Here is a 22956-nt window from a genome sequence, read left to right as displayed (position 1 = left end):
GCCGATAACTTTCCAAACTTTTCAGCACCCATGTCAGGTGCAGGGCACGGTGATGATTCTGTTACCGCGTATCTGCTTTTGGCAGGTCGGCTTCATTTTTGGAACGTTCAGTCGCTGAGGCTGGATTTGTTGACGATCGAGTTCGCGCAACTGCTGCTGGTCACGAAGGCCTTCGAGGCCGCGCTGCATCCGTTCGTGCGCCTGCAAATCCGGCATGCTGCCGTTGAGGATGATATTCGGGCGGGAACCGGGATTTAGCGGGTCAGTGGAAAAGGCCGAGGCCGATCCCGCGAGGGACGCGCTGAGGGCAAGCGCCAGCAGCGAACCGGTGAGGACTTTGTTTGCGGGCATCCGGCCTATCCAGTGGAAGACGTTTCCCGGATATAGGGCGCATGCCCGCATTTCGCCAATTCAAGATGCGTCGGCGTCTAGGCGCAACAGGCGGCAGCGATTTTTTTTGATGACTTTTCATATTGGTCGTTGCGCCGTACCCAATCCATCAGATTGCCGCTCGGCCCGGTTTCATCACGGCCTTTGGGCGCGAGGTCCAGATAGTTGTACGCGCCAATCAGCAGTTCGTCGCCGCGCCCGAAGTTCGACGAAACGTGAAATATTTCGCCAGTTTCATTGCGGTAGAAAGTACTGACGCCGGGCAGATCCGGCGACGTGTTTTCGGTCATCCGGTAGTTATAATAGACCTCGCCTGTGGCCAGTTCTTCTGGGCGAAACGAGACATGAAAGTCGAAGTTGAAATCGCTGCCCTCGGAGGAAACCCACGTGAACCTCCATCCCAGGCGTCGGCGATAGTTCTCGATCTTTGCCAGGGGAGCACGGGACACGGCAGCGAAGGACAGATCCTTGTGCTCGAAATGTCGGCGCGCTGCATCCACATGATCGGCCAGGAACGAACAACCTACGCAGCCCTCCTGCCATTCCGGGGCAAACATGAAATGCTGGACAATGAGCTGGCTGCGCCCATCGAAGAGATCGGCCAGGCTCGTTTTGCCTTGTGGTCCCAAAAATTCATACGTCTTTTCCAGCCTGCGCCAGGGAAGCTTCTGGCGCTCCGCATTCACACTGTCGCGCATGCGGGTAAGCTGCTTTTCGCGCTGCAAATGCGCCTTTTGGGCGGCGGCCCATCTGTCCTTTGACACGATCTCTGCGCGGTTCATGGAACACTCCTTTGGAAATGCTTCAAAGTTCGGACCGGCCGCACCTCTATCGTCCCCATTGCTGCCATCGGGCTTTGGGCCGCGATATCCAAGGCGTGCTGACGGTCTGCCGCCTCGATCATGAAGAAGCCCAGCAACTGCTCCTTGGTTTCGGCAAACGGGCCGTCGAGGATGTCGACATTGCCGCCCCGAACGCGCACGGAGGTGGCACTGCTGGATGAGTCCAGCGCCTGGGCGATGACCAACTGACCTTGCTGATCAAGTTTCGAGTCAAAAGTCACGCAGCCGGCGACGAGACTGTCCTTGGCGCTATTCGGCAGCGCGTCGAGCGTGGCTTCTACGCCGTAAACCAGGCAGACATATTTCATCGGGCTCCCCATCTCTTCCTCGTGATCCACCATTACTGAGCGCGAGGCCTCGATGCTGGATAACTGCCGCTCCTGCCTGCAACTTTGATGCAAGGACGGACCACGGCGGAGGTTTCCGACATGGGTCCGTATAAAATTTTTTCTGACGGTCAGGAGTGGGCGGGCTTTTGTGACGTTGAGAGACCGGCAATCTGCATCCGGATGTGCTCGGCTTCCGCGGCTGTGTTGGCCAGTGCCAACGCGCGGTTAAACGCTTCCCGTGCTTCTTCGGTGCGGCCGAGGTCTTTCAGCAATACGGCCTTAACACCGTAGAAATGGAAGTAGTTGAGGAGGTGTTCTCCTAACGGCTCCACCAGAGCCAAGGCGGCTGCGGGGCCGTGCAGTTTCGCGACGGCGACGGCGCGGTTCAGCTCGATAACCGGTGAAGGCTGCACGCGCTGCAGCACGCCGTAAAGCTGGTCGATCTGCGCCCAGTCGGTGTCCTCGGCCGTAGGCGCCTCGGCATGGACAGCCGCAATTGCCGACTGGATCTGGTACGGTCCGGGGCGGCGCATCGCGCGTGCTTTCCTGACCAAATCACCCCCCTCGGCAATCATCGCGTGATTCCACAACCTGCGGTCCTGGTCCTGCAAAAGGACGATCCTGTTGTCCGCATCGAGCCGCGCCAGGGTGCGGGAATGCTGCATGAGCAACAGCGCGGTCAGGCCCATGATCTCCGGCTCACCCGGGAAAATGCTGAGCAGAATGCGCGCCAGCCGGAGTGCCTCGTCACACAAAGCAACGCGGACATGGACGCTGCCGCCGCTGGCCGAATAGCCTTCGTTGAAGACGAGATAGATCATCGAAGCGACAGTTCCGAGGCGGGCCGCGCGCTCTCTGGCATCGGGGACGCTGAAGGAAATGCCGGCTTCGCCGACGCGGCGCTTGGCGCGGGTGATGCGCTGTTCCATCGCCTTCTCGGTGATCAGAAAGGCACGGGCGATCTCGCGAACGGAGAGGCCGGAGACGATGCGCAGCGCCATAGCGATCTGCTGATTAGCCGGCAGGTCCGGGTGGCAGCAGACGAACAAAAGCCTAAGGATATCATCGCGATAGTGCGCATTGTCCAGATCTTCGACAACCGAGTTTTCGACATCTTCGAGGTCGGAAATGAGGTCTTCGGGCGGCAGTGACTGCTGTTTAGAGCGGCGGCGTATCACGTCCAGGGCGGCGTTGCGTCCGACAAAGATCAGCCAGGCGGCCGGATCCCGCGGCAGGCCCTTTTCCGGCCAGGATTTCAAGGCACGGACACAGGCTTCCTGATAGGCGTCTTCGGCTGTATCGAGGTCGCGGAAATAGCGCAATAACGCACCGACCGCCTGCGGGCGGGCAGCGGCCAGCGCTTCATCGATCCAGCCGAGCGACTTCACGCAGCAGGCGGGGCGGGCAGGAACAGTTCGATCGGCCTGACCTCATAGGAGCCGGTCCCGTGTGTCTTGGCGGCAGAAAGTTCACGAACGAATTCAAAGGCTTCATCTTCATCTTCGCAATCGACGAGGTAGAAGCCCAGAAGCTGTTCCTTGGTCTCGGCAAAGGGTCCGTCGACCACCATGGCGCCGGCGCCCTTGGGTAGCGTCCTGGCGGTGTTGGTTGGCTTCAGCTTGGCGACGGGGCCGAGCTTGCCCTTGTCGGCCATCTTCTTCTGGACCGCAAAAAGCCTGCTCATCATGGCCGCATCATCTTCCGGGGACAGCGCCTGGGTGACAGCCTGCTCGTCATAGCAAAGGATGACGTATTTCATTGGAAAGTTTCCACTTCGTCTCGAACGCGAACCGGCGTGGAGGTTAGTGGCGTACCACGAAATCCGCAATCCACCAGCCCACACTATGCGACTTAGCATCTCCAGTGCAGCACGCATCCCCAACTACCGCATGGTAAGGTTTGGACTGCTTGATTATCTGGCCAACTGGCCCGTGAGCAATTGACTCATTACCGGCCCATAAGCATGATCCCGCCCAATGCTGCTCCAGGAGAATGCAGCGCACGAACGGGAGGAAATAATGGGTCTTTTAGGAACCGGGCTAAAGCTCGGCGTCGTTCTGGCGGCCACCTTGATTGGGGCAGCCAGCGCATATGCAGAACCTGTGAAGGTTGGCATTGCCAATTTTGGCGAACATCCACAACTCAATGCAGCCATTGCCGGGTTTAAAAAAGCTTTGGCTGAAAATGGCTTCGAGGAAGGCAAGGATATTGTCTATTCCGAGAGCCACACAAATTTTGATGCTTCGCTGGTGCCGCAGATGATTGCCAAGCTTCAGGCCGAAAATTCGAAGCTGATTTTCACCGTTACCACGCCTGTTTCGCAAATTGCCAAAAAGGCGCTTGCCGGCTCTGGCATTCCTGTTGTGTTTTCAGCCGTGACCGACCCGGTCGCTGCCAATCTTGTTCCTTCATGGGACACTGGTGATGAGGGTATGACCGGCGCGACCGATCTTCAGGATATGAAAGCAGTGATGGAGTTTACCAAGAAGCTGTTCCCGAACGCCAAGCGCTTTGGCGTTGCCTATAATCCAGGCGAGGCCAACGATGTTGCACTGGTAGCAAAGATCAACGAAGCAGGCCCCGATGCCGGTTTCGAGATCGTGGAAGTCGGCATCGACAATATCAACGACATCCAGCAGCGCGTTTCGCTTCTGGCTGGCAAGGTCGATGTGATCTACGGCCCTGCATCAAACCTCATTCAGCCAGCGATTGCGGCAGTGGCTGCGGCAGCGCGCCAGACCAAAATTCCGGTGGTGAATGCTGATGACAGCGCGGTGCGCAGCGGTGTTGTGCCAGCGAGCTTTGCGGTCAATTACACTCAAGTAGGCCTGAAGGCTGGCGCTATTGCTGCGGAAATTCTAAAAGGCAAAGACCCAAAGACAATCCCGCCCTACCGCCCTCTCTATGAGGACCATGCGCCTTTGATTTCCAAAAAGGCCATGGCGGCATTTGGCTTTGAAATTCCAGAATCCTTTGCCGATTGCGATTGCATCGTCGAGTAACATAGTCCCAAAAAAGCGTCGGCGTGACCTGTTGCGCCGCCGCTTGAGGTAGAGTTATGCTTGAAATCAAACAGGCCCGGAAGGTATTTTATGCCGGGCAGGCCGACGAGAAGACGGCGCTTAACGGGCTTAACCTGACGCTTGAGACGGGCGAATTCGCGATCGTCATCGGCTCCAATGGCGCTGGCAAGAGCAGTATGCTGAATGCCGTATCTGGCGCATTGGCGCTTGATACGGGCAGTATTTTGATCAATGGCGATGATGTGACTTCCCTGCCCGTGCACAAGCGGGCAGCACGTATTGCGCGTGTGTTTCAAGACCCGATGAAGGGCACCGCCGCCAGTATGACGGTCGCCGAAAACATGCTTTTGGCAGACCTTCGCGGCAAGCGCAGAACTTTGCGCCGCGGCCTGAATGCGACGCGAATTGCCACATACCGCGAACGCCTGGCAATTCTGGGCCTTGGTCTGGAAAACCGGCTGGACACCCGTGTTGAGCTGCTATCGGGCGGACAGCGACAATCGCTCTCGCTCATCATGGCGGTGAGCAATGAGCCTGACCTTTTGCTTCTGGATGAGCATACCGCCGCGCTTGATCCGCGCACCGCCGATATTGTGATGGGCGCGACAGTGCGCGCGGTTGAGGCCTTCAAGCTCACCACGCTGATGGTCACGCATAATATGCAACATGCGATCGATTTCGGGAGTTCGGTGATTATGCTGGATGCCGGGGCTCTGCGCTTGCGCATTGCCGGGCCAGAGAAAGAAAACCTCAGCGTGGTTGATCTTATCGGACATTTCTCGGTCAAAACCGACCGTCTGCTACTGGCAAGCTAGATTTATGGATTTCATTCAGACCACTTTGTCGAGCTTCATCTCGCTCGTGCCTGTCACGCTGGCGCAAAGCTTTATTTTGGCTTTCGTCGTGCTTGGCATCATGATCCCGTTTCGGGTTCTCAATTTTCCGGATTTGACCAGTGAAGGCGCGTTTCCACTTGGTGGCAGCGTGTGCGGTGTGCTTCTGGCCGCCGGTGCTTCGCCGGTTCTGGCCATTGCGGTGGCGCTGGTGGCAGGGTTTCTGGCAGGCTGTTGCACCGCCTTTATCCATTTGCGGTTTCGCATCCACACGCTGTTAGCAGGCATTTTGATGATGACGATGCTGTACAGCATCAATTTGCGCATCATGGGAAAATCCAACCTTTCGGTATTTGGCGAGGCCACCGTATTTGAGTGGATCAGCTTTGTTCAGGCTGGTTCGCCCTATGGCAAGATCATCATTGCAGGGCTGTTTGGGCTTGGCGTGTTTTTGCTTTTGCGCTTGTTCCTGAACACCGAGCAAGGCACTGCCGTGCGCGCTGTTGGCGCAAACCCTGACATGGCGGAAGCACAGGGCATCGGCGTTTGGGCTGCCACGATTGGCGGCGTCGGGCTTGCCAGCGCATTTTCTGCCACAGGCGGAGCCTTGATGGTGCAATCGCAAGGTTTTGCCGATGTGAATATGGGCATTGGCATTCTTATTAACGGGCTTGCGGCGCTGATGATCGGCGAGGCCATTATTGGCAAGCAGACCGTAACGCGGCAGCTGGCAGCACCCTTTGTGGGCGCTGTGGTGTATTACCAGCTTGTCTCATTTTGCTTGGCAGCCGGTATGCCACCGCCCGATCTTAAACTTGCAACCGGGCTTTTCGTGCTTGCCATGCTGGCTTTGCCAAACCTGCGGCGCGGTGGCGCGCCGATGGCACGCGAGACGATGCGCGAATAAAACCCTGCCATACATCAGGCGGTTTGTTAAAAGCCGTTCAATGCACCCCTTGCCATGATTTCACGCAGGCATTGCCTTTATGAGATTGCTTCAGCCTTGAGCGATAATCTCTATGAGATAGACTTCTGTGTTCTCCGCATGCACCTTTTCCCATGCGGCGGAGGTGGTGGCCAAGGCGCAATCCAGAGGAGAAAGCTCTTCCATCTGGCCGTCGATCTGCACTGACACAGTGCCGCGACTGCATAGAAGAAGCGCTCTTTGGATCTCGCTGCCCAGCGTTAGCTGCCCGGCATTTTCCAAGCGTGTGAGGCGGTGCGAAAAACTTCCGCGCCGCGTCATCACATTGAGATCCGTCACCGGACCACGCAGCAGAGCAGAGCCGGTTTCGGCATCTGCGGGAAAGCTGTGCGGCGTGGACGTGCGGCCAAGCTCAATTGGAGGCTGGCCCGAAATCTCAAGCCGCAGGCCCTCGCCTTCCAGTATGGCGAGGGTGCGGTCTATGCCGGGGAAGGCCGAGAACGGGCCGTCTTGCGTGACCCGTGCCATGGAGACGCGCCAGCCGAAATTATCCAGTCCGGCCCCTTGGGGCCAGACCATGATTTCGGTTGTCTCGCCGCCGCCGTTCTTCCACGGCATGCGGCGATGATCTGCGGCGCGCAGGATTTGCATCAGGCCAGCCAGCCCATGGTGATCGCCAGATAGGCGATAGGTGCCGCGACAAGGATGCTGAGACCGGTGCGGATGTACCAGATTACCAACAGGTCGCGGAAGCTGAGCGGGATGGACGTTGCCAGCACACAAGGGATGGAGGCCGATAGAAACAGAACCTGACTGACCGAGACAATGGCTGCGATGAATTTCAGGCTCAGGTCTGCTTCCTTGAGCAGGATTGCCGGCAGGAACATTTCTGCCAGACCAGAGGCAAGCGCCTTGGCGGCCAGCATGGGTTCTGCCAGTTGGGCCACCCATGTGAACGGGTAGAGCGCCAGTCCAAGCACATCAAAGATAGGCGTGTATTTCGCAGCCAAAAGGCCGAGTAGGCCCACAGCCATGATGCTTGGCAGGATCATCGCCGCCATGCGCAAACCATCAAGGAAGTTTTCGCGTAGCGTGACGAAAAGGCTCTTGGATGCAGCCGCCTGTGCAAGCCCTGCATCGAATGCTGCCTGAAGACGGTTGCGGCCTGTTGGCAATGGTACATCCTTGTCTGCCGGATGGTCGAGCTTGGTCAACGGCCACAGGCGCGCGGTAATGGCAGAGACGATGAAGGTGACGAGCAGCGTGCTCCAGAAATAAAGGTTCCACGAGCCCATCAGGCCAAGCGTCTTGGCAACGATGACCATGAAGGTTGCCGATACGGTGGAGAAACCGGTGGCAACAATGGCCGCCTCGCGCACCGTGTATTTGCCTTCACGGAAGACGCGGTCTGTGATCAGCAGCGCCAGCGAATAGCTGCCGACGAAGGATGCCACCGCATCAATTGCCGAGGAGCCGGGCGTGCGCCAAATCGGACGCATTATTGGCTGCACCAGAACGCCGGTCAGTTCCAGCAATCCATAGCCGACCAAAAAGCCCAGAGCCAATGCGCCGATTGGCACGATGAGGCCGACCGAAAGCACCAGCTTGTTGAACAAGAAGGGCAGCATATCAGGCGCGAAAAGTACTTCCGGGCCGACATTGGCCAGAAACATGCCGGCAAGTATGGCACCCAGCACGCGCAGGAACGAGAACACCGTATCAGTGATGCTCCTGCGCCATGTGCCATTCACGAAGGGAGCAGCCGCCCCATAGAGAATGAGCGCGCAGACAAAGGCGATGGCGAAAGGCCGCGCATAGGTGACGATGGCAGATGCCGCATGGTCGAGCGGAATGGTGGATTTGCCCGCAATGGTAATCGGCACAAAGAACACGAAAATGCCGATGAGGCTGTAGACGATGAGCTTGAAGGCATTTGCGCCTTTTGCAGCCGGTTGCGTGTAAGGTATATCGGTCATTGGATCCCCTCCCTTGTGTTGTTGTTTATCAGCCCAGAATTCCGGGCAAATTGAGCTTGTGCTCTCGCGCGCAGTCTTGCGCGATTTCGTAGCCGGCATCGGCATGGCGCATGACGCCGGTGGCCGGATCATTCCACAACACACGCTCCAGACGGCGTGCTGCGTCATCTGTCCCATCCGCCACGATCACCATGCCTGAATGCTGGGAAAAGCCCATGCCAACGCCGCCGCCATGATGCAGCGACACCCATGTTGCGCCCGATGCCGTGTTGAGCAGCGCGTTGAGCAGCGGCCAGTCGGACACCGCGTCCGAACCATCCTGCATGGCTTCTGTCTCACGGTTTGGCGAGGCGACGGAGCCTGAATCCAGATGGTCGCGGCCGATGACGACCGGTGCTTTGAGTTCGCCGCTTTTGACCATTTCGTTGAAGGCGAGGCCAAGCCGGTGACGGTCGCCCAAGCCCACCCAGCAGATACGCGCCGGCAGGCCCTGGAAGTGGATGCGCTCGCGCGCCATGTCGAGCCAATTGTGCAGATGGTGGTTGCCCGGTGTCAGTTCCTTCACCTTGGCGTCTGTCTTGTAGATATCTTCCGGATCACCCGATAGTGCGGCCCAGCGGAACGGGCCAATGCCACGGCAAAAGAGCGGGCGGATATAGGCTGGCACGAAGCCTGGAAAATCAAAGGCATTCTCAACGCCCTCTTCCAGCGCCATCTGGCGGATATTGTTGCCATAATCGACCGTTGGAACGCCCATTTTGTGGAAATCGAGCATGGCGCGCACCTGCACGGCCATTGATTTGCGGGCTGCCTTGTCGACGGATTTAGGGTCACGCTCGCGCTTTGTCTCCCAATCGGAAACGCTCCAGCCCTGCGGCAGGTAGCCATTGACCGGATCATGCGCAGAGGTCTGGTCGGTGACCGCATCCGGCTTCACGCCGCGCTTGACCAGCTCGGGGAAAATGTCGGCGGCATTGCCCAGAAGGGCGACAGAAACAGCCTTTTTGTCGGCACAGGCCTTGTTGATGATGGCAAGCGCATCATCAAGATCCTTCGCCTGCACATCGACATAGCCGGTCTTCAAGCGCATCTCGATGCGGCTTGGCTGGCATTCGATGGCAAGGCAGGAGGCGCCGGCCATTGTGGCTGCAAGCGGCTGTGCGCCGCCCATGCCGCCAAGGCCAGCCGTGAGGATCCAGCGGCCTGCCAGATCGCCGCCATAATGCTGGCGGCCCATCTCCACGAAGGTCTCGTAGGTGCCCTGAACGATGCCCTGACTGCCGATATAGATCCACGAGCCAGCTGTCATCTGGCCGTACATCATCAGGCCCTTTTTATCCAACTCGTTGAAGTGGTCCCAATTGGCCCAATGCGGCACGAGGTTGGAGTTTGCAATGAGAACGCGCGGCGCATCCGCATGGGTTTTGAAAACGCCAACGGGCTTCCCGGACTGGACCAGAAGCGTCTCGTCCTCCTCCAGATTGGTCAGTGCGCCGACGATTTTGTCATAGCTTTGCCAATCGCGCGCGGCGCGACCGATGCCGCCATAAACGACCAGTTCGCCCGGCTTTTCCGCCACCATCGGATCAAGATTGTTCATCAGCATGCGCAGCGGCGCTTCGGTCAGCCAGCTTTTGGCGGTCAACTCGGTGCCGGTGGCAGCGCGGATGACCCGTTCATTATCAATGCGGTTGTTCATTTGTATTCCTCCGGGTCGGTCAGGCTTGCGCCCAGTCGCGTGCGGTTGTGAGAATTTCGGTGAGCGTTTTGCGCATGGGGGCAGCAAAGGCCGCGTCATACTGCGTCGGCCAGATTTCGGGCGTCACAGCGCCAAGCGGCTCGCGCATATAGCCACGGTTGGAAAGCTCCATCTGGAGCGCGTGAATGCCGCCTGCCGGATCGCCATGATGGCGGGTGATGAAGCCGCCCTTGAAACGGCCATTGCTGATGTGGCTTTCGCCGCTTGCCGCCATGATTTTTTCAACCCGCGCCTGAAGCTCGGGGGCAGCACTTTTGCCGCTGTCGGTGCCGAGATTGAACACCGGCAATGTGCCTTCAAACAGGCGCGGAATGACCGAGCGGATGGAGTGGCAATCATAGAGAACCACTTTGGAATGCGCCGCGCGCAGCCGGTGCAGCTCGGCGGTCAGTGCTGCATGGTATGGATCGAAATAGGTTTCGCGGCGCGCCGCAATTTCATCCCCATCGGGTTCTTCGCCGGCGCGATAAAGCGCCTCCCCGTCAAAGGTTTCGAGCGGGCACAGAGTGGTTGTGGTCTGGCCCGGATAGAGCGACACGCCCGATGGATCGCGGTTGACGTCGATCACCGTGCGCGAGATCGCGGTGTGGATGATTGTTGCGCCCAGATCTTGAGCAAAATCATACAATTGGTCGATCCACCAATCACAATCGCGCTGACCCAGCCATTGCGATGTGAGGCGCGGTTCAAGCCCTGCCAGATCAATCCCGGTATGCGGAAGGCTGACCAGAAGCGGGGCTTGGCCGCGGTGGATTTTCAGCCAGGGCGTTGTGTTTGCGTTCATTGTGCCACCTCTGGAAGGGCAATATTGGCGGCTGCCTTCGCAACCGCGCCGCTGCGCACCAGCGCAATGGCTTTTTCCATATCGGGGTGGAAATGCCGGTCTTCATCCAGATGCGGGACTTCTGCCCGCAGGAGCGCGCGGACGGCCTGCAGCGCTGTGCTTGACGCGAGCGGCTGGTGGAAATCACAGCCTTGTGCGGCGGCCAGCAATTCGATGCCGACAACGGCAGTGGCGTTATCAACCATCGCCATCAGGCGGCGCGCGCCGTGGGCTGCCATCGACACATGGTCCTCCTGATTGGCGGAGGTGGGAATGGAATCCACGCTGGCCGGATAGGCCTTCTGCTTGTTTTCAGACACCAGAGCAGCGGCTGTGACCTGCGGGATCATGAAGCCTGAATTGAGACCCGGTTTGGGCGTGAGAAAAGCTGGCATTCCCGACAAGGCCGGATCAACCAGCATGGCGATGCGGCGCTCAGTGAGCGAGCCGATTTCGCAGACGGCAAGCGCAATCATATCTGCGGCGAAAGCCACAGGTTCTGCGTGGAAATTACCGCCCGAAAGGGCAGTGTCATCGTCGGTAAAGATCAGCGGATTGTCGGAAACGCCATTGGCTTCCGTGCCAAGGGTCATTGCCGCCTGCCGCAATAGATCGAGCACGGCGCCCATGACCTGTGGCTGGCAGCGCAGGCAGTAAGGGTCTTGCACGCGCTCATCTCCCACACGGTGGGACTCGCGGATGGCGCTGCCTGCCATCAGGGCGCGCAATGTATTTGCGGTTTCGATCTGGCCACGGTGTTTGCGCAGCGCGTGGATGCGTGGATCAAACGGCGCGTCGGAGCCTTTTGCGGCATCCGTGGAAAGCGCGCCGGTGACCAATGCTGCCTGGAAAAGAACCTCCGCCTCGAACAAAGCGGCAAGCGCATAGGCGTTGGAAAACTGCGTGCCATTGAGCAGCGCCAGCCCTTCTTTTGCGCCAAGCTCCAGCGGGGCAAGGCCTGCCGCTTCGAGGGCTTGCGTGGCAGGCAGGCGGCCCTTAGGCGTGAAGCAATCGCCGACGCCAATCATGGCGGCGGTCATGTGGGCGAGCGGTGCGAGATCGCCCGATGCGCCGACGGAACCTTGTGCCGGCACCACCGGAATAATATCGGCGCTCAGCATTTTCTCCAGCAATTCCAGCGTCTTGACTTGAACGCCGGAGGCACCCTGCGCCAGACTGGCCATCTTCAGCGCCATCATCAAACGCGCAATATTTTGCGGCATGGGTTCGCCAACACCGGCTGCGTGGCTGAGCACAATGTTTTTTTGCAGCGTAGCCAGATCTGCATCTTCAATGCGCACGCTGGCCAGTTTGCCAAAGCCTGTATTGATGCCATAGACCGGCGCGCCCTTGGCGATGATGCGGGCCACGGTTTGCGCGCTTCTTTCCACCAACGCCCAGCATGAGGGGTCCAGAACCGGCACCGCGCCGCGATAGATTGCGCGCCAGTCTGCCAGCGAAATAGCGCCGGGCATTGCTGTCATTGTGATCATGATTGGCCTCTCCAGATGCGGGCGTGCAGTGGGTTGAAGCCCATGCGGTAGACAAGTTCTGCCGGGCTTTCGATGTCCCAGATGGCAAGGTCTGCCCATTTGCCGGCTTCCAGCGTGCCAGTCTCGCTGAGCAGGCCAAGCGCGCGGGCGGCTTCGCGCGTGGTGCCGGCGAGGCACTCTTCGACAGTCATTTCAAACAGGGTTGCAGCCATGTTCATGGCCAGCAAGACAGAGGTGAGCGGCGAGGTGCCGGGGTTGCTGTCTGTGGCAACCGCAAGCTTAACCCCATGTTTTCTAAAGGCTTCCAGAGGTGGCTTTTGCTTTTCGCGGATGAAGTAATAAGCGCCGGGCAGCATGACGGCGACGGAACCGGCGCGTGCCATTGCGGCGGCACCTGCCTCATCTGTGTATTCCAGATGATCGACCGATAGCGCACCAAACGAGGCGGCAAGGGCTGCGCCATGCAGGTTTGACAATTGGTCAGCATGGAGCTTCACCGGCAGGCCGTGGGCCTTTGCGGCTTCAAAGACCTGTGCGATTTCACCCGGTGAAAAGGCGATGCCTTCGCAAAAACCGTCCACCGCATCGGCCAGATTTTCAGCCGCGATGGCGGGCAGCATTTCGCTGATTACCTTGGCGATATAGCTGGCCTTGTCGCCCTTGGCTTCGGGGGGAAGCGCGTGTGCGCCAAGGAATGTGGTGCGGATGGTGACGGCGCGCTCTGCGCCAAGACGGCGGGCCGCGCGCAGGGATTTCGCTTCATTTTCAAGGTCTAAGCCGTAGCCTGACTTTATTTCCACCGTCGTCACACCCTCATTTATAAGCGCGTCGAGGCGGGGTAGCGTTTGGGCGACCAGCTCATCTTCGGAGGCGGCGCGGAGGGATTTGACGGAGGAAACAATGCCGCCGCCAGCGCGCGCGACTTCCTCATAGGTGGCACCTGCAAGGCGCATTTCAAATTCATTGGCGCGGGTGCCGGCGTGGACCAGATGGGTATGGCAATCAATCAGGCCGGGGGTGATCCAGCGGCCTTCGCAATCGGTGATTATTGCGCCCGCCTCGGCTTCTGCGGGAAGCTCTGCCTGCGGACCGGCAAAGACAATGCGCCCATTGCGGGCAGCAACAGCGCCGCGCTCGACAATGCCAAGTCCTTGATCTGCCTCGCGAAAACTTGCCAGTCTGGCATTTTTCCAGATCTGGACTGACGGTTTTTGATCCATCCCTGCCATAGCTCTCCCCTTGCTTCAGGCAGCTAATATGTATAGACATAATTGCGTCACACGCAAGCCGGATTCTTCGATATTGGAGTTGGTCATGTCTGCCATTTTCGCCCAACAAGCATTGCTGCCTGAAGGCTGGCGCAACAATGTGCGGATCTGTTTTGAAGACGGGCGGGTGAGCCAAATCACCCCTGACACGGATGCGCAGAAGGGTGACGAGACGCACGCTATCTTATTGGAATCCATGCCAAATCTGCACAGTCATGCCTTTCAACGCGGCATGGCGGGATTGGCGGAAACGCGCGGGCCGGGTTCTGACAGTTTCTGGTCGTGGCGCGAGGTGATGTACCGTTTCGCGCTGACCATGAGCCCTGACCAGATGGAGGCTGTTGCCGCGCAGCTTTATGTGGAAATGCTGGAAGCCGGCTTTTCGCGCGTTGGCGAATTTCACTATCTCCACCACGACTGCAATGGCCAAGCCTATGATAATATTGCAGAAATGGCGCAGCGTATTGCGAGCGCCGCGCAAGATACGGGCATTGCGCTGACGCTGCTGCCGGTTTTTTATGCCCATTCAGGCTTTGGCGGAACGGCACCCGGCGCGGGACAGCGGCGCTTTATCAATGATCTCGACCAGTTTGCGCGGCTTTATGAGGGGTGCCAGGCGGCGATTTCGGACACGGCCAATTCTGTTCTTGGCGTCGCGCCGCATAGTTTGCGGGCGGTCACGCCGGCAGAACTGGAGCAAATCGTGGCGCTGGCCGATGGCGGGCCGATCCACATCCATATTGCCGAACAAAAGAAGGAAGTCGCGGACTGTATCGCATGGTCCGGCGCGCGGCCCGTGGAGTGGCTGCTTGACCATGCCGAGGTGAATTCTGATTGGTGCCTTATCCACGCGACACATATGAACCCCTTGGAAACAAAGGGCTTTGCGCTGAGCGGTGCGGTTGCCGGCCTCTGCCCCATCACCGAGGCAAACCTGGGCGATGGTACATTTTCTGCGCCTGAATTTTTGAGCCACGGCGGCGCGTTTGGGATCGGCTCCGATTCCAATGTGCAGATCGGGGTGGTGGATGAATTGCGCCAACTGGAATATTCGCAGCGATTATTGCTCAATCAACGCAATGTGTTGGCCCATTTTGGCGAAACCACGGGCAGAAATCTGTTCACAAACGCTTTAGCCGGTGGAAAACAGGCACTGGGTGCGGGCAAAAGCGGGCTGAATGCGGGCGGGTCTGCCGACTTCGTGACACTCGATGGCGACCACCCGACCTTCGCCGCGAAATCGGGTGACCAGATCCTCGATGCATGGATTTTTTCTGGTGCACGCGCTGTCGATTGTGTCTGGGTGGGAGGCAAAAAACTGGTCGAGGGGGGACGCCATTTTTCGCGTGACAGGATCGCTGCAAAATTTCGCGCGACCATGCGCGACCTTGCCGCGACATGACCATGCATAGCGCGGTTGATGGGGGCGAGACGTTGTCGCTGCATCAGCGCATCCTGTGCGAGATTCGCGACCGTATTCTTTCCGGCGAATGGGAGCCGGGTTACCGCATTCCATTCGAGCATGAACTGACCGACCAATATGGCTGTTCGCGCATGACCGTGAACAAGGCGCTGTCGCAGCTTGCCGCGACGGGGCTGATCGAGCGGCGGCGACGCTCTGGTAGTTTTGTGCGGCGGCCGCAATTGCAATCAGCCATTCTGGAAATTCACGACATCAAGGCAGAGGTGGCAGCACTTGCCCTGCCCTATCGCTATGAGCTGAGCGCCAGCATCAGGCGCAAAGCAACACAGGCCGACCGGCTGTTGCTGGATGTGGCATCCGGGCACACTGTACTGGCGCTTTCCTGCCGACATTTTGCGGGTGCAAAACCCTTTTGCCTTGAGGAGCGCCTCATCAGCCTGGATGCGGTGCCGGAAGCGGCAGAGCAGAGTTTTACCGATATGGCACCCGGCCCCTGGCTGGTGGCAAAGGTGCCGTGGAGCGCTGCCGAACATACAATCCGCGCCACCTCAGCCGACACCGCCTGCGCAGAACAACTTGGCGTTGCCCGTGGCACCGCCTGTCTGGTGGTCGAGCGCAAGACATGGAGCGCCGAGCAGCAGGCAATCACCCATGTGCGGCTGACCTATGCGGGTGATGACCACGCGCTGGTTGCAAGGTTCACACCGGCTGAGGGGTGAGGGTTTTTGCCTAGCGCCTCTTCAGTTCCTCGCCCCGGTTGCGGGGGCGAGGTGGCGCGCGAAGCGTGACGGAGAGGGGCGCTGACAATTGCGTTGCGGCGTGCCTGTAGAAAAGCCCCCTCTCCGACTTGGGCTTTGCCCAAGCCACCTCTCCCCCGCAATTGCGGGGGCGAGGAAATGTTGCGCTACAATCAAATCGCAGCGGTGATGATGATCTCGACCTTGTAGTCAGGGGTTGCGAGTTTGGCTTCGCCGGTGGCGCGGGCTGGGGCATTGGGGCCGTCTACCCATTTGTCCCAAGCGGCATTCATTTCGGCGAAATCGGTCATATCAGCCATCCAGATGATAGCCTGAAGGATTTTCGACTTGTCGGTGCCGGCTTCAGCGAGCAGGCGGTCGATGGAGGCCAACACGTCTTCGGTCTGCTTGGTGACGCTGGCACCTGCCGTGCCGACCTGACCGGCGAGATAAACGATGTTGCCGTGGATAACAGCCTGGCTCATGCGGGGGCCGGCTTCGATGCGACGGATGGTCATTGTTTTTGTCCTTGGTTGCTAGAGTGGAAAATTAGGCGCGCAGCCGGTCCGGCGAGAGGGCCGGAAGAAGCGCGTCGAGATCTGCCGGCAGCAAGGCACGGCGGATGGAGAGGGCCGCGAGACGCGACAGCGCAGGCGAGGTCTGGATGCCATAGCCGCCCTGCCCGGCCAGCCAGAAAAACTCTTCGCTGGTGCTGTCGAAGCCGGCGACCGGGGTGCGGTCGGGTGCAAAGGTGCGCAAACCGGCCCAGCTGCGCTCCACGCGGGTGACAGGGATATTGACGGCCTGCTCGAAGCGGTCGAGCCCTTCTGCCAGCACCATGTCGTCGACGAAGGCATCATGCGGATCGACCGGGATTTCCTCGGCTGGCGACACGTAAAGCTTTGTTCCTTCGGGCTTGAAGTACCAGCTTTCGGCGGCGTCATCGACCAGCGGCCAGCGTGAGAGATCGATGCCTTCGGGCGCCGGAATGACGGCCATAGAACGGCGCATCGGCTGGAGACCGAGCGGTGCGACGCCGCAGGCCGTGGCGACGTGATCGGCCCAGGCGCCGGCGGCATTGACGATGATGCCGGCACGGATGCGGGTGTCTGCCGTTTCGAGATCCCAGCCGCCATCGTTGCGGGAGCCGCGCAGCAGCGGCGCGCCGGTGATTAGCTCAGCGCCAGCCTTTTTGGCCTTGCGCAGCCAGCCATCGTGAAGGGCTGCGACATCGATATCCTGCGCGTCCTGTTCGAAGGCTGCAGCCACGATCTTTTCGCGGCGTAGCACCGGCACCATGGCGCAGGCCTCATCGACGGTTATTTCGACCATCCCGTCTGCCTCTGACATCAGGGCGCGAAAATCATCGATGCTGGCTTCACTGGCAATCGTGAGAAGGCCGCGCTGGGTGAGCAGCGGGCCGGAAAAATCGGGCGCGCCGGCAGCCTCGAACATCGGCACACTGGCGCGGCTCAGCGCGCGGATGGTGGCATTGCCATAATTGCGGATGAAGATGGCGGCCGACCGCCCGGTGGAGTGGTAGCCCGGGCGATCTTCCTGCTCGATAAGCGTGACCCTGAATTCGCCCGCCAGTTCGGCAGCAACGCCAGCACCGGCGATGCCGGCGCCGATGATGGCGATGTCGGTCTCGATATGTCGCATGAGGAAGCAGCGCCTTGTGATCTTGTCCCGCCGGTGGTCTAGCGGGTCAGGTTCGAGATTTCCAGAGGGGGATGGTGGGCCAGCGGATTTTGGAGGTGGCGCGAAGCGGGTTGACGCCCGGTGTCGCCTGTAGGCTGAATTGGCAACGGTCAGATGACGCCGACGCAGAAGATGGCTTAAGTGCCAGTGGCGCGCTGAACGACATTCTGCCTACCGGCATCCACGCATTGGCACTTGGCAGAGCCACACTCCGACTATATGAAACATATACATTTCATATAGGAGGCTCACATGGGTATTGTGACGCTTGACGATGACCTGCACGAACAATTGCGCAAGGCGAGCAAGGTGACCTGTCGCTCGATCAATGCGCAGGCGGCCTATTGGATCAAAATCGGCATGTTGTGCGAGGCCAACCCCACGCTTGGATTCACCGAAATCATCCAGCGCGAAATGCATGCCGCCGGCGTTACGGTACCGTCCCTGTCGGGTGCTGCGTGACCAAGACACCGCATGAACTGGCCTTGATGGCAGAATCGGGACGTCTTTTGGCAGCAGTGTTTTGCATGCTGGACCGCATCGATCTTGTTGGGGTGACGACGCTTGAGATCAATGCGGTGGTGGAAGATTTTATTGTCAACGAGCTCGGTGCGCGACCGGCGAGCAAAGGGCAGTATGGCTATGGCTTCGTGCTCAATTCCTCAATCAATCATGTGGTGTGCCATGGCGTGCCTTCACACGCCGACGTGCTGCGTGATGGCGACATTGTCAATCTGGACATCACGCTTGAGAAGAATGGCTTTATTGCCGATTCCAGCAAGACGTACATGGTGGGTACGGTGAACCCGGCCGCCAGCAAGCTTGTGAAAACCACCTATGATGCGCTGTGGAAGGGCATCGAGGCGGTGCGCGCCGGGGCCCGTCTTGGCGATATCGGCTATGCCATCGAGCGCCACGCCAAGCGCAATGGCTATTCGGTCGTGCGCGAATTCTGCGGCCATGGCATTGGCCGGGAGATGCACGAGGAACCGCAGATCCTGCATTACGGCAAACCCGCAACCGGACTGGAGATGCGCGAAGGCATGGTGTTCACCATCGAGCCGATGCTGAACCGTGGCCGCCAGAGCGTGCGCACCGAAGCGGATGGCTGGACCGTGGTGACCAAAGACGGCTCGCTATCGGCGCAGTTCGAGCACACGGTGGCCGTGACCGCGACCGGAGCAAGCGTGCTGACGCTGCGCCCTGACGAGAGGGTTTTGGGCGCCCGTTGAGTGGGGGCGGCATCGTGATATCTGCCAGCTCGGCTAGCATTTCGCCTTCCCCGCGCCGGGGTGGCTAGAGCCGTTTTTTTTTGGGCAATTCCGGACGGAAAACCGCTGCGCACTTTTCCTCGAATTGCTCTAAGCGCAGGCGCCGCAGGCGCCGCGGATTTCGATGGTGGTTTTGGTGGCGTGGAAGCCGGATTTCTGGGCCCAGTCGCGCAGGCGGTGTTCGACGGTGGTGTCGCAGAATTCGCTGACCTGGCCGCATTTTTCGCAGATGGCGAAGGCTGTCAGCCCATGCGTGTGGTCATGATCATGGGCGCAGGCGACGAATGCATTGAGGCTTTCAAGGCGGTGGACCAGCCCGCGCTCGAGCAGCTTTTCCAGCGCCCGATAGACCTGAAGCGGAGCGCGAAAGCCGTCATCGCGCAACTGGTCGAGGATGGTGTAGGCGCTGAGGGGCCCGCCGGCGCCGGTGAGCGCCTTGAGAACCAGCGATTGGTTTTTGGTGAGGTCGGCAATCGTCAATTTGTTCTCGCTCCCTGGCTGCCACAGGATAGCGGCACGACGGATGATACACAATAACATAACATAGGCGATTGACATATGTAATAACGTTACATTATCAATTCTGCCATGAAGCGCGGCCACTGGTGGCGCTGCCATGGGAACGCGCATGACACTTGCCAGCCTGACTTTTCGCGATCTGACGCTGGGCTATACCAGCCACCCGGCCGTGCATCATCTTGATGGTGCGGTGAAGCGCGGTTCGCTGACGGCGGTGGTGGGACCCAACGGGTCAGGCAAATCGACCTTGATGAAGGGCATTGTGGGCGTGCTCGAACCGATGTCGGGCAGTGTTGTTCGCGCGGCGGGATCGCGCATTGCCTATCTTCCGCAGCAATCTGAAATCGATCGCAGCTTTCCGGCTCGCGTGGTCGATCTGGTGTCGCTTGGCCTGTGGCCAAAGCGCGGGCTTCTGGGCCGCATCCGCACTGAGGATCGCAGGGGGATTTCCGAGGCGTTGAGTGCGGTTGGGCTGGAAGGGTTTGAAAACCGGCCGATAGACACCCTGTCTGGCGGGCAACTGCAGCGCACGCTGTTTGCGCGCGTGCTGGTTCAGGATGCGGATCTGATCCTGCTCGACGAGCCCTTCAACGCTGTCGATGCCAAAACGGTAGGGGATCTGATAGCCCTGATCAAGCGCTGGCATGGCGAAGAGCGCACGGTAATGGTGGTGGTGCACGACCTTGAACTGGTACGTGCACATTTTCCCGAGACGCTGCTTCTGGCGCGCCAGCCGGTGGCCTGGGGCGACACGAAAACGACGCTGACGGCAAAGAACCTTTTGACCGCGCGCCGCTTCAACGAAGCGTGGAGCGATGATGCGCCCTGGTGTGACGCGGGTGAGGATGGGCATGGCCACGATGGCCACGGGCATGACCACATCCATGGGCACGACCACGGCCACGACCATGCCGGCAACGGGAAACGCGGCCATGTATGATTTCCTGATCGCGCCCTTTGTCGATTTCGCTTTCATGCAGCGCGCGCTGGCGGGCGCGCTTTTGCTGGCACTAAGCTCGTGCCCGGTTGGCGTGTTCCTGATGCTGCGGCGGATGAGCCTGACCGGCGATGCGATGGCGCATGCCATTTTGCCGGGGGCGGCGGCCGGCTTTCTGCTGTTCGGATTGCAGATCATTCCGATGACAATTGGCGGGCTTGTTGCCGGGATCGTGGTGGCGCTGGGCGCGGGCGCGGTGTCGCGCTTCACGATCCAGAAGGAGGATGCCTCGATGGCCGCCTTCTACCTGATCTCACTGGCGCTTGGCGTGATGATGGTTTCGTTACGCGGATCGAGCGTGGACCTGATGCATGTTCTGTTTGGCACCGTTTTGGCCCTGAACAACGATGCGCTGACGCTGATCGCGCTGATAGCGGCGGTGACGCTTCTGGGGCTTGCGGTGTTCTGGCGGGCGCTGGTGGCCGAATGTCTCGACCCGCTGTTTTTACGCTCGGTCAGCCGCCTCGGCACGCCGGTGCATTTCATCTTTCTGGGGCTGGTGGTGCTCAATCTGGTAGGCGGTTTCCAGGCTCTGGGCACGCTGCTCTCGGTGGGGTTGATGATGCTGCCCGCAGCGGCGGCGCGATTCTGGACCGTGCAGCTGGTGCCGATGGTGGTGTTGTCGGTGGTGATCGGCATGGCGGCCTGCGTGGCCGGGCTGTTGCTCTCCTATCACTTTTCGCTGCCATCAGGACCGTCGATTATCCTGTCGGCGGGCGCTGTCTATCTTGCTTCCATCGTGATCGGGACGCGCGGCGTGGTGCGTTCGCGGGTGCGCCATCAGCGCCACCGGATTGCCTGACATTTTCAACCCACAGGAGTTTTCGATATGTCCCTGCTGAAACGCCGCGCTCGATTGTTGATTGCCGCCGCTTCCGTGATGGCCGCAACGGCACTGCCAGCGATGGCTGCCGAACTGAAGGTCGTGGCAAGCTTTTCGATTATTGCCGACCTTGCCAGACATGTCGGCGGCGAACGCGTCGACCTGACCACCATGGTGGGTCCGGACGGGGATGCGCATGTCTACGAGCCCAAGCCGACCGACGCAGTGGCGATGGCGGGTGCCGATGTGGTGCTGGTGAACGGCCTGCATTTTGAAGGCTTTTTGCAGCGGCTGGTGGAAGCGAGCGCCACCAAGGCGGCAATCGTGGAACTGACCAAGGGCGTGACGCCGCTTGCCATGCAAGAAGAAGCGCATGGTGCCGGCGAAGGAGCGCATACAGGCCATGACCATGGCGACATCGATCCGCATGCGTTTCAGTCGGTGCCCAATGTCACAATCTATGTGAAGAACATTGCCGACGCTTTTTGCGCCGCCGATGCGGAAGGCTGCGCCACCTATACGCAAAATGCTGAGCGCTACACGACCGAGCTGAAGGCGCTCGACGCGGAGCTGCGGGCGGCGGTGGAAAAAATTCCGGCAGAGCGGCGCACGGTCATTACCTCGCATGATGCGTTCGGCTATTTCGCGCATGAATATGGGCTTACATTTTTGGCACCCGAGGGAATCTCCACTGAAGCAGAAGCGTCTGCCGCCGATGTTGCGGCGCTGATTACCCAGGTGCGCGAGGACAAGGCCTCGGCGATTTTCGTCGAGACTATTTCCAATCCGCGGCTGATTGAGCAGATCGCGTCTGAAACCAACCTCAAGGTCGGCGGATCGCTCTATTCCGACGCGCTGTCGGGCGTCGACGGCCCTGCCAGCACCTATGTCGACATGATGCGCCACAACATGGCGACGCTGAGCGGGGCAATCGCAACCAACTGATTTTGGTTCGGGGCTCTCCCGTTGACCTTGGATGCCGGTTTCCCGCATAGAAGATGCAAGGTGGGAACGAGGCGATCATGGAATTTGCGCGGGTCAACGGGGTGGCGTTGCACTATCAGACCAGCGGCGCGCACGCGTTGCCGGCGCTGGTCTTTGTCAATTCTCTGGGTACGGATTTTCGCATCTGGGACGCGGTGGCCGACCATTTTCGCGACCGCTACCGTATCCTGACCTATGACAAGCGCGGCCACGGGCTTTCGCAGGAGACGCCAGCACCGGGCGCGATGACCGACCATGTGGACGACCTCGTGGCACTGTTGGACCATTGCGGAATCGACCGCGCGGTGGTGGTGGGGCTTTCGATCGGTGGCATGATCGCGCAGGGACTCGCAGCGCTGCATCCTGAACGCGTTTCGGCGCTGGTGCTGTGCGATACAGCGCCAAAGATCGGCACCGACGAAAGCTGGAACACGCGCATCGAGGCGGTTCGCCGCGATGGCATCGGATCGCTGGCGGAGATGATCCTCAATGGTTGGTTCACGGCGGCGTTCCGTCGGCCTGACAACGCCCTGTTCGATGGCTGCCGGGCCATGCTGACGCGCCAGCCTGTCGAAGGCTATGTTGCCAGCTGCGCCGCAGTTCGCGATTGCGATTTGACGGAAGCGACGCGCGCGCTGAAACTGCCGGTGCTGTGCCTGGTCGGTGCGGACGACGCCTCGACGCCGCCTGATCTCGTTCGCGCCATGGCTGAGATGATCACCGGCGCGCAATTTCACATCATCGAAAATGCAGGACATATCCCCTGCGTCGAGCAACCTGAACAAGCAGCCAGGCTGATTGCGCGGTTTCTCGACGCAGTAGCTGCTTAAGGAGAGTTTT

General features: G+C 59.6%; 25 protein-coding genes. 11 read left to right on the top strand and 14 right to left on the bottom strand.

All coding sequences use genetic code 11. The features are described 5' to 3' along the window. Nucleotides 1-33: 33 nt before the first annotated feature. From GA830_RS09355 to GA830_RS09335, 5 genes are all read right to left on the bottom strand, one after another. Entirely contained in the window at nucleotides 34-351 is a 318-nt protein-coding gene (locus tag GA830_RS09355; protein WP_195161618.1) for a hypothetical protein, read from the bottom strand. 77 nt (nucleotides 352-428) lie between these two features. Next, complete coding sequence (locus GA830_RS09350) at nucleotides 429-1172, bottom strand: DUF899 domain-containing protein (RefSeq protein ID WP_195161617.1); 744 nt, start codon at nucleotides 1170-1172, stop codon at nucleotides 429-431. Then, entirely contained in the window at nucleotides 1169-1540 is a 372-nt protein-coding gene (locus tag GA830_RS09345) for a YciI family protein (RefSeq protein WP_195161616.1), read from the bottom strand. Before GA830_RS09345 ends, GA830_RS09350 begins: the two co-directional genes overlap by 4 nt. A 149-nt stretch (nucleotides 1541-1689) precedes the next feature. Further along, entirely contained in the window at nucleotides 1690-2949 is a 1260-nt protein-coding gene (locus GA830_RS09340) for an RNA polymerase sigma factor (RefSeq protein ID WP_195161615.1), read from the bottom strand. Beyond that, nucleotides 2946-3320 carry a YciI family protein gene (locus GA830_RS09335; RefSeq protein ID WP_195161614.1) on the bottom strand — a complete coding sequence of 125 codons (375 nt, stop codon included), beginning with the start codon at nucleotides 3318-3320 and terminating at the stop codon, nucleotides 2946-2948. Before GA830_RS09335 ends, GA830_RS09340 begins: the two co-directional genes overlap by 4 nt. Before the next feature lie 259 nt (nucleotides 3321-3579). Here GA830_RS09335 and GA830_RS09330 point away from each other — a divergent pair, with 259 nt between their 5' ends. The 3 genes from GA830_RS09330 to GA830_RS09320 are packed head-to-tail and all read left to right on the top strand — an operon-like array spanning nucleotide 3580 to nucleotide 6324. Continuing rightward, nucleotides 3580-4563 carry an ABC transporter substrate-binding protein gene (locus GA830_RS09330; protein ID WP_195161613.1) on the top strand — a complete coding sequence of 328 codons (984 nt, stop codon included), beginning with the start codon at nucleotides 3580-3582 and terminating at the stop codon, nucleotides 4561-4563. A 56-nt stretch (nucleotides 4564-4619) separates the two neighbouring features. Then, nucleotides 4620-5399, top strand: coding sequence for an ABC transporter ATP-binding protein (locus GA830_RS09325; RefSeq protein ID WP_195161612.1), 780 nt, complete (start codon nucleotides 4620-4622; stop codon nucleotides 5397-5399). Between the two features lie 4 nt (nucleotides 5400-5403). Further along, the gene (locus tag GA830_RS09320) at nucleotides 5404-6324 is read left to right on the top strand and encodes an ABC transporter permease (RefSeq protein ID WP_195161611.1); all 921 of its coding nucleotides are present in this window, start codon (nucleotides 5404-5406) and stop codon (nucleotides 6322-6324) included. A 90-nt stretch (nucleotides 6325-6414) separates the two neighbouring features. Here GA830_RS09320 and GA830_RS09315 read toward each other — a convergent pair whose 3' ends face one another. From GA830_RS09315 to hutI, 6 genes are read right to left on the bottom strand one after another with little or no spacing between them, the layout of a single operon-like run. Continuing rightward, a complete protein-coding gene (locus tag GA830_RS09315) occupies nucleotides 6415-6993 on the bottom strand; it encodes a HutD/Ves family protein (protein WP_195161610.1) in 579 nt (192 codons plus the stop codon). Continuing rightward, the gene (locus GA830_RS09310; protein WP_195161609.1) at nucleotides 6993-8318 is read right to left on the bottom strand and encodes a YjiH family protein; all 1326 of its coding nucleotides are present in this window, start codon (nucleotides 8316-8318) and stop codon (nucleotides 6993-6995) included. The genes GA830_RS09315 and GA830_RS09310 overlap by 1 nt, the downstream gene beginning before the upstream one ends. Before the next feature lie 28 nt (nucleotides 8319-8346). Next, on the bottom strand, nucleotides 8347-10017 hold the full coding sequence (gene hutU, locus GA830_RS09305; protein ID WP_195161608.1) for a urocanate hydratase: 1671 nt from the start codon (nucleotides 10015-10017) through the stop codon (nucleotides 8347-8349). A gap of 19 nt (nucleotides 10018-10036) precedes the next feature. After that, complete coding sequence (gene hutG, locus GA830_RS09300) at nucleotides 10037-10861, bottom strand: N-formylglutamate deformylase (RefSeq protein WP_195161607.1); 825 nt, start codon at nucleotides 10859-10861, stop codon at nucleotides 10037-10039. After that, nucleotides 10858-12393 (bottom strand): histidine ammonia-lyase, encoded by a 1536-nt coding sequence (gene hutH, locus GA830_RS09295; protein WP_195161606.1) that lies wholly within the window; start codon nucleotides 12391-12393, stop codon nucleotides 10858-10860. The genes hutG and hutH overlap by 4 nt, the downstream gene beginning before the upstream one ends. Continuing rightward, entirely contained in the window at nucleotides 12390-13622 is a 1233-nt protein-coding gene (gene hutI / locus GA830_RS09290) for an imidazolonepropionase (RefSeq protein WP_374939257.1), read from the bottom strand. The genes hutH and hutI overlap by 4 nt, the downstream gene beginning before the upstream one ends. 85 nt (nucleotides 13623-13707) lie before the next feature. Here hutI and GA830_RS09285 point away from each other — a divergent pair, with 85 nt between their 5' ends. Then, complete coding sequence (locus GA830_RS09285; protein WP_195161605.1) at nucleotides 13708-15063, top strand: formimidoylglutamate deiminase; 1356 nt, start codon at nucleotides 13708-13710, stop codon at nucleotides 15061-15063. Then, nucleotides 15060-15803: a histidine utilization repressor gene (gene hutC, locus GA830_RS09280; RefSeq protein WP_195161604.1), complete on the top strand. Its 744-nt coding sequence runs from the start codon at nucleotides 15060-15062 to the stop codon at nucleotides 15801-15803. Before GA830_RS09285 ends, hutC begins: the two co-directional genes overlap by 4 nt. Nucleotides 15804-15994: 191 nt before the next feature. On the opposite strand, the gene GA830_RS09275 is transcribed toward hutC, so the two are convergent. Together GA830_RS09275 and GA830_RS09270 are read right to left on the bottom strand one after the other, a co-directional pair. After that, nucleotides 15995-16339: a RidA family protein gene (locus GA830_RS09275; protein WP_195161603.1), complete on the bottom strand. Its 345-nt coding sequence runs from the start codon at nucleotides 16337-16339 to the stop codon at nucleotides 15995-15997. A gap of 31 nt (nucleotides 16340-16370) precedes the next feature. After that, nucleotides 16371-17483, bottom strand: a complete 1113-nt coding sequence (locus GA830_RS09270) for an NAD(P)/FAD-dependent oxidoreductase (RefSeq protein WP_195161602.1) — start codon at nucleotides 17481-17483, stop codon at nucleotides 16371-16373. A 291-nt stretch (nucleotides 17484-17774) separates the two neighbouring features. Between GA830_RS09270 and GA830_RS09265 the strand changes: the two genes are divergently transcribed. After that, nucleotides 17775-17984: a ParD-like family protein gene (locus tag GA830_RS09265; protein WP_195161601.1), complete on the top strand. Its 210-nt coding sequence runs from the start codon at nucleotides 17775-17777 to the stop codon at nucleotides 17982-17984. Then, complete coding sequence (map, locus tag GA830_RS09260; protein ID WP_195161600.1) at nucleotides 17981-18754, top strand: type I methionyl aminopeptidase; 774 nt, start codon at nucleotides 17981-17983, stop codon at nucleotides 18752-18754. Before GA830_RS09265 ends, map begins: the two co-directional genes overlap by 4 nt. A 129-nt stretch (nucleotides 18755-18883) precedes the next feature. On the opposite strand, the gene GA830_RS09255 is transcribed toward map, so the two are convergent. After that, nucleotides 18884-19273, bottom strand: a complete 390-nt coding sequence (locus tag GA830_RS09255) for a Fur family transcriptional regulator (protein ID WP_258045389.1) — start codon at nucleotides 19271-19273, stop codon at nucleotides 18884-18886. Nucleotides 19274-19421: 148 nt separating this feature from the next. On the opposite strand from GA830_RS09255, the gene aztA reads away from it, so the two are divergent. From aztA to pcaD, 4 genes are all read left to right on the top strand, one after another. Beyond that, nucleotides 19422-20252, top strand: a complete 831-nt coding sequence (gene aztA, locus GA830_RS09250; RefSeq protein ID WP_195161599.1) for a zinc ABC transporter ATP-binding protein AztA — start codon at nucleotides 19422-19424, stop codon at nucleotides 20250-20252. Then, complete coding sequence (gene aztB, locus GA830_RS09245; RefSeq protein WP_195164869.1) at nucleotides 20245-21111, top strand: zinc ABC transporter permease AztB; 867 nt, start codon at nucleotides 20245-20247, stop codon at nucleotides 21109-21111. Before aztA ends, aztB begins: the two co-directional genes overlap by 8 nt. 27 nt (nucleotides 21112-21138) lie before the next feature. Then, a complete protein-coding gene (gene aztC / locus GA830_RS09240) occupies nucleotides 21139-22077 on the top strand; it encodes a zinc ABC transporter substrate-binding protein AztC (protein ID WP_195161598.1) in 939 nt (312 codons plus the stop codon). A gap of 77 nt (nucleotides 22078-22154) precedes the next feature. Next, complete coding sequence (gene pcaD / locus GA830_RS09235; protein ID WP_195161597.1) at nucleotides 22155-22946, top strand: 3-oxoadipate enol-lactonase; 792 nt, start codon at nucleotides 22155-22157, stop codon at nucleotides 22944-22946. Nucleotides 22947-22956: the final 10 nt, after the last annotated feature.

The sequence above is a fragment of the Mesorhizobium sp. NBSH29 genome (genome assembly GCF_015500055.1).
Classification (GTDB): domain Bacteria; phylum Pseudomonadota; class Alphaproteobacteria; order Rhizobiales; family Rhizobiaceae; genus Neomesorhizobium.
Note: the sequence above shows the minus strand (reverse complement) of the source record. Positions and strands in the feature narration are given on the sequence as shown.